10 protein-coding genes and 2 pseudogenes are annotated in these 9,765 nt (G+C 40.0%); 9 read left to right on the top strand and 3 right to left on the bottom strand.

All coding sequences use genetic code 11. From position 1 onward, the window contains the following. Positions 1-144 precede the first annotated feature (144 nt). The 8 genes and pseudogenes from HT669_RS10475 to HT669_RS10440 all read left to right on the top strand — a co-directional run bounded on the left by HT669_RS10475 (position 145) and on the right by HT669_RS10440 (position 5,658). Positions 145-444, top strand: coding sequence for a DUF4651 domain-containing protein (locus HT669_RS10475; RefSeq protein ID WP_172922183.1), 300 nt, complete (start codon positions 145-147; stop codon positions 442-444). After that, the gene (locus tag HT669_RS10470) at positions 441-758 is read left to right on the top strand and encodes a thioredoxin family protein (RefSeq protein ID WP_000615777.1); all 318 of its coding nucleotides are present in this window, start codon (positions 441-443) and stop codon (positions 756-758) included. Before HT669_RS10475 ends, HT669_RS10470 begins: the two co-directional genes overlap by 4 nt. A gap of 15 nt (positions 759-773) precedes the next feature. Next, positions 774-1,400: a YtpR family tRNA-binding protein gene (gene ytpR / locus HT669_RS10465; RefSeq protein ID WP_050285085.1), complete on the top strand. Its 627-nt coding sequence runs from the start codon at positions 774-776 to the stop codon at positions 1,398-1,400. A gap of 41 nt (positions 1,401-1,441) precedes the next feature. Continuing rightward, entirely contained in the window at positions 1,442-2,203 is a 762-nt protein-coding gene (locus HT669_RS10460) for an SDR family NAD(P)-dependent oxidoreductase (protein ID WP_023940335.1), read from the top strand. Positions 2,204-2,279: 76 nt separating this feature from the next. Beyond that, positions 2,280-2,675 (top strand): single-stranded DNA-binding protein, encoded by a 396-nt coding sequence (locus HT669_RS10455; protein ID WP_050285086.1) that lies wholly within the window; start codon positions 2,280-2,282, stop codon positions 2,673-2,675. A gap of 155 nt (positions 2,676-2,830) precedes the next feature. Beyond that, entirely contained in the window at positions 2,831-3,115 is a 285-nt protein-coding gene (gene groES, locus HT669_RS10450; protein WP_000917330.1) for a co-chaperone GroES, read from the top strand. 15 nt (positions 3,116-3,130) lie between these two features. Next, on the top strand, positions 3,131-4,753 hold the full coding sequence (groL, locus tag HT669_RS10445) for a chaperonin GroEL (RefSeq protein WP_172922184.1): 1,623 nt from the start codon (positions 3,131-3,133) through the stop codon (positions 4,751-4,753). A gap of 137 nt (positions 4,754-4,890) precedes the next feature. Further along, a pseudogene (locus tag HT669_RS10440) lies at positions 4,891-5,658 on the top strand (epoxyqueuosine reductase QueH). A gap of 70 nt (positions 5,659-5,728) precedes the next feature. On the opposite strand, the gene HT669_RS10435 reads toward HT669_RS10440, so the two are convergent. The 3 genes and pseudogenes from HT669_RS10435 to HT669_RS10425 form a co-directional block, all read right to left on the bottom strand. Continuing rightward, positions 5,729-6,262, bottom strand: coding sequence for a DUF402 domain-containing protein (locus HT669_RS10435; RefSeq protein WP_000775321.1), 534 nt, complete (start codon positions 6,260-6,262; stop codon positions 5,729-5,731). A gap of 88 nt (positions 6,263-6,350) precedes the next feature. Continuing rightward, positions 6,351-7,127 (bottom strand): recombination regulator RecX, encoded by a 777-nt coding sequence (gene recX / locus HT669_RS10430; RefSeq protein ID WP_172922185.1) that lies wholly within the window; start codon positions 7,125-7,127, stop codon positions 6,351-6,353. A 9-nt stretch (positions 7,128-7,136) separates the two neighbouring features. Continuing rightward, positions 7,137-7,913 (bottom strand): annotated as a pseudogene (locus HT669_RS10425) (aminoglycoside 3'-phosphotransferase). 56 nt (positions 7,914-7,969) lie between these two features. On the opposite strand from HT669_RS10425, the gene rlmD reads away from it, so the two are divergent. Continuing rightward, positions 7,970-9,325: a 23S rRNA (uracil(1939)-C(5))-methyltransferase RlmD gene (rlmD, locus tag HT669_RS10420; protein WP_101514423.1), complete on the top strand. Its 1,356-nt coding sequence runs from the start codon at positions 7,970-7,972 to the stop codon at positions 9,323-9,325. The last annotated feature ends 440 nt before the right edge of the window (positions 9,326-9,765 follow it).

Genomic DNA, 9,765 nt, shown 5'->3' with positions numbered 1-9,765 from the left:
GTGCTTTGAGCAACCTGCGACTAGTTTCCTAGTTTGCTCTTTGATTTTCATTGAGTATAAGAAGTCCTTTTCCTTAAAGGAAGAGGCTTTTTACTTGCTTTTCTGCTGCTTCCTCATTTGTCCTAAAGCCTTTTTTGTGTTAAAATGAATGGTATGAAAGCTAAAAAAATGTGGATGGCAGGTCTGGCTCTGTTTGGTATTGGGAGCCTTGCCCTTGCTACGAAAAAAGTTGCAGATGACCATAAGCTCAGGAAGACTCAGGAAGAGTTGACAGCGATTGTGCGAGACCATTTTTCAGACATGGGAGAAATTGCGACCCTCTATGTTCAAGTTTACGAAAGCGGTCTAGAGAGCTTGGTTGGTGGCGTGATTTTTGAGGATGGGCGTCATTATACCTTTGTCTATGAAAATGAAGACCTAGTCTATGAGGAGGAAGTCTTATGATACAACCAGCAAGTTTAGAAGAATTAGCATCCTTAGTAGAAAAAGATGGCAAGAAGGTCTTTCTTTTTGTGGCGGACTGGTGTGGCGATTGTCGTTATATCTATCCTGCCTTGCCAGAAATTGAGGAGACCAATCCAGAGTTCACCTTTATTCGTGTGGACCGAGACCAGTATATGGATTTGGCTAAACTCTGGGATGTTTATGGAATTCCTAGCCTTGTTGTTCTAGAAAAGGACAAGGAAATTGGTCGTTTTGTTAATCGCGACCGTAAAAGTAAGCAACAAATTAACGACTTTTTAGCAGGACTGAAATAGGAGAAAAAGAAAACAATGATTTTTACATACAACAAAGAACATGTCGGTGATGTCCTTATGGTCATCGTGAAAAATAGCGGAGATGCCAAACTGGATGTAGAACGCAAAGGCAAGGTAGCCCGTGTTTTTCTCAAAGATAATGGGGAAACAGTGGCTTGGAATATTTTTGAAGTTTCAAGTTTATTTGAAATTGCAGAGTTCGGTCAAGTCTTTTTATCAGATGAACAGGTCGCTCGTTTGAACCAAGAATTGCAGGCGGAAGGTTTTAAAGAAGAAATTGTCAATGACAAGGAACCTAAGTTTGTTGTTGGTGAAATTGTCGAGATGGTAGTCCATCCTGATAGTGACCACCTCAACATCTGCCAAGTTGCAGTCGCAAGTGATAAGATCGTGCAAATCGTTGCAGGGGCTCCCAATGCGCGTGTGGGGTTGAAAACCATTGTCGCTCTTCCTGGAGCTATGATGCCCAAAGGCAATCTTATTTTCCCAGGCGAACTTCGTGGTGAAAAGAGTTTTGGAATGATGTGCAGTCCTCGTGAATTGAATCTGCCAAATGCTCCACAAAAACGTGGTATTATTGAATTATCAGAAGACCAAGTTGTCGGAACACCATTCGACCCAGCTAAACACTGGACTGCCTAAGAAGTTGTTAATATCTGATAGACCAGATAGAAGGAAATAAGATGGCAAAAAATGTAGTGATTACAGGAGCGACATCAGGTATTGGTGAAGCAATTGCGCGTGCTTATCTGGAGCAGGGTGAGAATGTCGTTCTAACTGGACGACGGACAGACAGATTAGAAACTCTTAAGTCGGAGTTTGCAGCAATCTATCCAAATCAAAATGTCTGGACCTTTCCACTAGACGTGACGAATATGACCATGGTGAAGACTGTCTGCTCCGATATTCTAGAAACGATAGGTCAGATTGATATATTGGTCAATAACGCTGGACTAGCTCTTGGCTTGGCACCCTATCAGGACTATGAAGAGTTGGATATGTTGACCATGCTGGATACCAATGTCAAAGGTTTAATGGCAGTCACTCGCTCTTTCTTGCCAGCAATGGTAAAAGCCAATCAAGGACATATCATCAATATGGGGTCAACCGCAGGAATTTATGCCTATGCTGGTGCCGCTGTTTACTCAGCTACCAAGGCTGCGGTTAAGACCTTTTCGGATGGACTGCGAATTGATACCATCGCAACGGATATCAAGGTGACGACCATTCAGCCTGGAATTGTTGAAACAGATTTTTCTACAGTGCGTTTTCACGGTGATAAAGAACGAGCTGCGACGGTTTATCAGGGAATCGAAGCCTTGCAGGCACCAGACATCGCAGACACAGTAGTCTATGTGACCAGTCAACCTCGTCGTGTTCAGATTACAGATATGACCATTATGGCCAATCAACAGGCGACAGGTTTCATGGTTCATAAAAAATAAAAAATTTTCTCGAAAAGTTACAAATTTCTGTAACTTTTTTGATTTCCTACGAATAGATAAGTAGGAGGAAGAAAATATGTATAATAAAGTTATCATGATTGGGCGTTTAACGTCTACACCGGAATTGCACAAAACCAACAATGACAAGTCAGTAGCGCGAACAACTATCGCTGTAAATCGTCGTTACAAAGACCAAAACGGGGAACGCGAAGCTGATTTTGTCAATATGGTCCTTTGGGGCAGACTAGCAGAAACTTTGGCAAGCTACGCAACTAAAGGTAGTCTCATTTCCGTTGATGGGGAATTGCGTACTCGTCGCTTTGAGAAAAATGGTCAAATGAACTATGTGACTGAAGTACTTGTTACTGGATTCCAACTCTTGGAAAGTCGTGCTCAACGTGCCATGCGTGAAAATAATGCAGGTCAAGACTTGGCAGACCTAGTCTTGGAAGAGGAAGAATTGCCATTTTAAGAATTAAAAAGTCTGAGTTGGTCTCAGGCTTTTGATCTTGAGAAAGTCAGACTTTTTTCTTGACTATTTCTGACCAAGTGATACAATAGAATTATGAATTAGCACTCAAGTTCAAAGAGTGCTAATAATATCTATCTTATTATGGAGGAAATCAGATGTTGAAACCATTAGGGGACCGTGTGGTCTTAAAAATAGAAGAAAAAGAACAAACCGTTGGGGGCTTTGTCCTTGCAGGATCAGCCCAAGAAAAAACCAAAACAGCTCAAGTTGTGGCTACTGGACAAGGTGTTCGTACCTTGAACGGTGACTTGGTTGCTCCAAGTGTTAAAACTGGAGATCGTGTCTTAGTTGAAGCCCACGCAGGTCTTGATGTCAAAGATGGCGATGAAAAGTACATCATCGTAGGCGAAGCTAACATTTTGGCAATCATTGAGGAATAGAAGGAGAAAGTAAGTATGTCAAAAGAAATTAAATTTTCATCAGATGCCCGTTCAGCTATGGTCCGTGGTGTCGATATCCTTGCAGACACTGTTAAAGTAACCTTGGGACCAAAAGGTCGCAATGTCGTTCTTGAAAAGTCATTCGGTTCCCCCTTGATTACCAATGACGGTGTGACCATTGCTAAAGAAATCGAGTTGGAAGACCATTTTGAAAATATGGGTGCCAAATTGGTATCAGAAGTAGCTTCAAAAACCAATGATATTGCAGGTGATGGGACTACAACTGCAACTGTTTTGACCCAAGCAATCGTTCGTGAAGGAATCAAAAACGTCACAGCAGGTGCCAATCCAATCGGTATTCGTCGTGGGATTGAAACAGCAGTTGCCGCAGCAGTAGAAGCCTTGAAAAACAACGCCATCCCAGTTGCCAACAAAGAAGCCATCGCTCAGGTTGCCGCCGTCTCTTCTCGTTCCGAAAAAGTAGGTGAATACATCTCTGAGGCCATGGAAAAAGTTGGCAAAGACGGAGTCATCACTATCGAAGAGTCACGTGGTATGGAAACAGAACTTGAAGTTGTAGAAGGTATGCAGTTTGACCGTGGTTATCTTTCACAGTATATGGTGACAGATAGCGAAAAAATGGTGGCTGATCTTGAAAATCCATACATCTTGATTACAGACAAGAAGATTTCCAATATCCAAGAAATCTTGCCACTTTTGGAAAGCATTCTCCAAAGCAATCGTCCACTCTTGATTATTGCGGATGATGTGGATGGTGAAGCTCTTCCAACTCTTGTTTTGAACAAGATTCGTGGAACCTTCAACGTAGTAGCAGTCAAGGCACCTGGTTTTGGTGACCGTCGCAAAGCCATGCTTGAAGATATTGCCATCTTAACAGGCGGAACAGTTATCACAGAAGACCTTGGTCTTGAGTTGAAAGATGCGACGATTGAAGCACTTGGTCAAGCAGCGAGAGTAACTGTGGACAAAGATAGCACTGTTATCGTAGAAGGTGCTGGAAATCCTGAAGCGATTTCTCACCGTATTGCAGTTATCAAGTCTCAAATCGAAACCACAACTTCTGAGTTTGACCGTGAAAAATTACAAGAACGCTTGGCGAAATTGTCAGGTGGTGTAGCGGTTATTAAGGTCGGAGCCGCAACTGAAACTGAGTTGAAAGAAATGAAACTCCGCATTGAAGATGCCCTTAACGCTACTCGTGCAGCTGTTGAAGAAGGAATCGTTGCAGGTGGTGGAACAGCCCTTGTAAATGTTATCCCTGCCGTAGCTGATTTGGAATTGACAGGAGATGAAGCAACAGGACGCAATATTGTTCTCCGTGCTTTGGAAGAACCTGTTCGTCAGATCGCCCACAATGCAGGATTCGAAGGTTCAATCGTTATCGATCGTTTGAAAAATGCTGAAGTTGGTACAGGCTTCAACGCAGCAACTGGCGAGTGGGTTAACATGATTGATCAAGGGATTATTGATCCAGTTAAAGTTAGCCGTTCAGCTCTTCAAAATGCAGCATCTGTAGCCAGCTTGATTTTGACTACGGAAGCAGTTGTAGCCAATAAACCAGAACCAGTAGCTCCGGCTCCGACAATGGATCCAAGCATGATGGGCGGCATGATGTAAGCTTTCTATAGAAAACAACTTATAAAAAACACAAAAGGAGGGAATGCCTACCCCTCCTTTTTATGCTATTCACTTCTAAATTGATTTGAGCTCTCCTAATTTATATGATAAAACAAGACTAGAAAAAGGAGAATAACATGATCGATGTAGAAGAAATTCTGAGCAAGATGAACCCCAATCAGAAGATTAATTATGACCGTGTCATGCAGAAGATGGTACAAGTATGAGAGAAAAATGAGCATCGGCCAACCATTCTCATGCATGTTTGCTGCGCCCCTTGCAGTACCTATACCCTAGAATATTTGACCAAGTATGCAGATGTGACCATCTATTTTACAAATTCTAATATCCATCCTAAGGCAGAATACCATAAGCGTGCCTATGTGACTAAAAAGTTTGTCAGTGATTTTAATGAGCGGACTGGAAATACGGTCCAGTATCTAGAAGCTCCCTATGAACCAAATGAATAACGTAAGTTAGTCAGAGGACTGGAAGAAGAGCCTGAAGGTGGCGACCGTTGCAAGGTTTGTTTTGACTACCGACTGGATAAAACAGCGCAAGTGGCTATGGACTTGGGCTTTGACTACTTTGGTTCAGCCTTGACCATCAGTCCTCATAAGAATTCTCAAACCATCAATAGCATCGGAATCGATGTGCAAAAAATTTACACGACCCACTATCTTCCCAACGATTTCAAGAAAAATCAAGGCTACAAACGTTCAGTAGAGATGTGTGAGGAGTATGATATCTATCGTCAATATTATTGTGGCTGCGTCTATGCGGCTCAAGCTCAGAATATTGACTTGGTTCAGGTTAAGAAGGACGCCACTGCATTCTTGCTGGATAAGGATGTTGAAAAAGACTATTCCCAGATCAAATTTACTGTTACGAAATTAGATATATAGAGACCAACCCAGCTGAAAAACTGGGTTTTTCAAATAAAAAAACCAGGGCTTTCACCCTAGTTTGACAACTTTACCGATTCTTTAGTTCTACATAGCGCTTGTACCAAATGTTTACATAGGCTTCTGAGAAAGGACCACGTCCATTGTTAATCCAATCAACAAGAATTTTGACATGTTCTTTTAAAATATAGTCCAAATCATCAGAATAATTCATTTTGCGTTTGTGACGCTCGTACTCTTCAACGTCCAAGAGACGTTTTTCCCCATCTGTAAAAATTTTAACATCCAAATCGTAATCAATATACTTCAGTGCTTCTTCATCCAGATAGTAGGGGCTAGCCATATTGCAATAGTAAGAAGTTCCATTATCACGAATCATGGCAATGATATTAAACCAATATTTCTTGTGAAAGTAAACAATAGCCGGTTCTCGAGTGACCCAACGACGACCATCACTTTCGGTAACAAGTGTATGATCGTTGACACCAATAATGGCGTTTTCTGTTGTTTTTAGTACCATGGTGTCCCGCCAAGTTCGGTGGAGACTCCCATCATGCTTATAACTTTGAATTGTAATAAAGTCGCCTTCTTTTGGAAGCTTCATAACTAACCAACTTTCTACAATTTATAAGTTTATCATTTACTATTGTACCATAAAATTACCTAAAATCTGTGAATTTCACTTGGAAATATTAAAGATATTCTCTAAGAGCGCTTGCTATATCCGAAAAATCGTAGCCCTTTCGTGCTAAAACTTGAGTTAAACGCTGCTTCAGTTCGTATCCTTCATACTTTCGAGCATACTTAGTATATTGCTTATCAAGTTCCTTGAAGATGAGTTCTTGAGTCGTTTCTTGGTCAATTTGGCTACCTAAGTCGTCAAAGGCAATTTTAGCATCAGAATAAGAGAAGCCCTTGTTAGTCAAGCTCTGGATAATCTTATCTTGCAGGGCACGAGCTGGAAGTTTTCCCTCATATTTTTTCAATAGTTTATTAGCTACACGTTGAGCAACTTCAGAAAAATCAAATTCTTTCAAGTTCTCTTCTATAGTAGATTTTGAAATCCCTTTTTGAGCTAGTTTCTGAGTCAGCACATAAGGACCCTTGTCTCCTGACAGTTGATTAGCATTGATGCTAGCATAAGCGTATTGGCTATCATTGATCCACTTATCTTCTTTAAGATTAGCAATGACTTGAGAAACGATGTTTTCATCAATATCGTATTTTTTTAGATATTCTCTGACCTCTTTTTCAGTGCGTGCTTTAAAGGATAAGTGGTAGAGGGCCAGATTCTTACCATAAGAAAATTGAGCAAAGTCTTGAATCTCTTTCAATTCCTCTTCGCTTATCACCTTATCTCTCGATAACATAAAACGAACAATTGTATCTTCGGTGATATAGCATTTGTCGCCATTATCAAGCTCCATCAGATAGAGTCTTTTTTTCTTTTCAAGTTTTGTGATTTTCATAATTTCCTTTCATCTAAATGCTTCGAAAGCTGCAACAAGTCGTAGTTTATCCATATTTACATATTCTCTACCGTAATAGTCGAGAAATAATTCAGCATACGTAGCATCTTGTAGGTTGTAATGAAGGGACCAAATTGCCCAAAAGAGGTCGATATGTCGGTCACTAAAACCAGCCAATCCCAAGTCAATAAAGCAAGAAAAATGAGAGGCATCCTTCAAGATGAAATTTGGCAGGCAGGCATCTCCATGAATAAAAGCATCAGCTTTGAGAATGTAACCTTTCTCTTGTATCAGTTGGTAAGCTTCTTCACGACTGTGAATGTGAAATTGAGGCAGAAGAGTCTTGTTATAAAAAGTCCCCTTCTGATAGTTTTTTAAGGCTTTTTCTTTATAACGCTTCAGATGATTTTCCGACGGAAAAGATTGTGGTTTAAGACTGTGAAGTTTGTTTAATGCTTGAGCCAGGGTTTGACAGAGTCTTTCGGGTTGATTTAAAAAAGCGAGAGCGTTGCTGCCAATGGCTTCTTTAGTCAGAAGGAAGTCCTTTTTTGCTGATAAATAGGTAATCACTGGAGTTCCCAATCCTTCAGTTTCGAACCAAGTTGCAATCTTAGCTTCTTGAGCTAATCTGCCTTTTTAATCTATTTTTAAATAGTAACCTGAATCTATATATAGGACAGTTGCACTTGAATGAGAAGAACTATCAGAGAGATTAGCTCCCTTGATATAGCTTCGTAATCGTTCAGGGAAATCTAGTATACTAAAGCGAGGTGTTTTTGAATTCATGCTTTTATTGTAACATATTCTTAAATATCTTAGAAACTCCATGGTATAATAGACCTATGAATCTAAAAATAAAACAAAAAATACCATTAAAAATCAAGCGCATGGGAATTAATGGTGAGGGAATCGGCTTTTACCAAAAAACATTAGTCTTTGTACCCGGTGCTCTCAAAGGCGAAGATATCTATTGTCAGATTACTTCTATTAAACGTAACTTTGTTGAAGCGAAATTATTAAAGGTCAACAAGAAGTCTAAATTCCGCGTTGTGCCAGCTTGTACTATTTATAATGAGTGCGGAGGCTGCCAAATCATGCACCTGCATTATGATAAGCAGCTGGAGTTCAAGACGGACTTGCTTCATCAAGCGCTGAAAAAATTTGCTCCTGCAGGATATGAAAACTATGAAATTCGTCCAACTATTGGAATGCAGGAACCAAAATATTACAGAGCTAAGTTACAATTTCAGACTAGAAAATTTAAAAATCAGGTCAAGGCGGGCTTATATGCACAAAACTCTCACTCTTTAGTAGAGTTGAAAGATTGCCTGGTACAAGACAAGGAAACCCAAGTGATTGCTAATCGTCTAGCGGAATTACTTACTTTTCACCAAATTCCAATCACCGATGAGAGAAAAGTTCTAGGTGTTAGGACTATTATGGTTCGACGAGCAAGAAAGACTGGACAGGTTCAGATTATTATTGTTACAAATCGTCAGCTTAATTTAACCCAACTAGTAAAAGACTTAATTAAAGATTTTCCAGAAGTTGTGACAGTAGCTGTGAATACAAATACAGCTAAAACCAGTGAGATTTATGGTGAAAAGACAGAGATTATCTGGGGAGAAGAGAGTATTCAAGAAGGTGTACTCGACTATGAATTCTCACTATCTCCTCGAGCTTTCTATCAACTAAATCCTGAACAAACAGAAGTTCTTTATAACGAGGCGGTAAAAGCCTTGGATGTTGATAAAGAAGACCATTTGATTGACGCTTATTGTGGAGTTGGAACGATTGGATTTGCCTTCGCAAAGAAAGTAAAAACACTCAGAGGTATGGATATTATTCCAGAAGCCATTGAAGATGCCAAGCGAAATGCCAAAAGAATGGGATTTGACAATACTCATTATGAAGCTGGAACAGCAGAAGAGATTATTCCTCGTTGGTACAAGGAAGGCTACCGAGCAGATGCTTTGATTGTTGACCCACCACGTACAGGTCTGGATGATAAGTTATTAGATACTATTCTTACTTATGTACCAGAAAAAATGGTCTATATTTCTTGTAATGTTTCGACCTTGGCTCGTGATTTGGTACGCTTAGTAGAAGTCTATGATCTTCATTATATCCAGTCGGTCGATATGTTCCCACATACAGCTCGAACGGAAGCAGTTGTAAAATTAATTAAAAAATTTTAAAAAAGTAGTGTCAATCGAAAGTGATGATGCCCCAAAAAATGGTGAGATTGAGGGCAATTATTTTGCTTTCATTTGACACGAGGAACCCTTGAAGCTATTTTTTCAGCTAAACCAAGGCTAGTCTTAGCCTTGGCTCTCCAGCCTAGCAGCTCCAAGCCTCTTATCAAATGAAATGCTTGTCTTAGACTCCTTATTTTCTCTCTCCTAAATGTAAGGGATAGAGTGATTTCCTTTAAGGAACAGCTTCCCATTTAGCGAGAAATAGATTATACTTGTAACTGAGGAGAATGAAGCTCCTCACTAGTAAACTCTTCATAATCCTTTTTATTTTTCTGAAGATATTGTTTGAAAGATGTGAGTTTCCACGGATGGGTTTGTGGAGGGATATACTTGCGTCTTTCTTTTTTTGTTCTGGTTCTGATTCAAAGTTTTTCGAATAG

This window comes from Streptococcus sp. 2100, assembly GCF_013276335.1.
GTDB classification, from domain to species: domain Bacteria; phylum Bacillota; class Bacilli; order Lactobacillales; family Streptococcaceae; genus Streptococcus; species Streptococcus pseudopneumoniae.
This window is presented reverse-complemented; position numbering and strand designations above follow the sequence as displayed.

What these genes read in the sequence shown, in the direction of transcription:
- HT669_RS10470 (WP_000615777.1), top strand. Translation starts at nt 441, where the DNA reads ATGATACAACCAGCAAGTTTAGAAGAATTAGCATCCTTAGTAGAAAAA.
- groL (WP_172922184.1), top strand. Translation starts at nt 3,131, where the DNA reads ATGTCAAAAGAAATTAAATTTTCATCAGATGCCCGTTCAGCTATGGTC.
- ytpR (WP_050285085.1), top strand. Translation starts at nt 774, where the DNA reads ATGATTTTTACATACAACAAAGAACATGTCGGTGATGTCCTTATGGTC.
- groES (WP_000917330.1), top strand. Translation starts at nt 2,831, where the DNA reads ATGTTGAAACCATTAGGGGACCGTGTGGTCTTAAAAATAGAAGAAAAA.
- HT669_RS10435 (WP_000775321.1), bottom strand. Translation starts at nt 6,262, where the DNA reads ATGAAGCTTCCAAAAGAAGGCGACTTTATTACAATTCAAAGTTATAAG.
- HT669_RS10460 (WP_023940335.1), top strand. Translation starts at nt 1,442, where the DNA reads ATGGCAAAAAATGTAGTGATTACAGGAGCGACATCAGGTATTGGTGAA.
- HT669_RS10475 (WP_172922183.1), top strand. Translation starts at nt 145, where the DNA reads ATGAATGGTATGAAAGCTAAAAAAATGTGGATGGCAGGTCTGGCTCTG.
- rlmD (WP_101514423.1), top strand. Translation starts at nt 7,970, where the DNA reads ATGAATCTAAAAATAAAACAAAAAATACCATTAAAAATCAAGCGCATG.
- HT669_RS10455 (WP_050285086.1), top strand. Translation starts at nt 2,280, where the DNA reads ATGTATAATAAAGTTATCATGATTGGGCGTTTAACGTCTACACCGGAA.
- recX (WP_172922185.1), bottom strand. Translation starts at nt 7,127, where the DNA reads ATGAAAATCACAAAACTTGAAAAGAAAAAAAGACTCTATCTGATGGAG.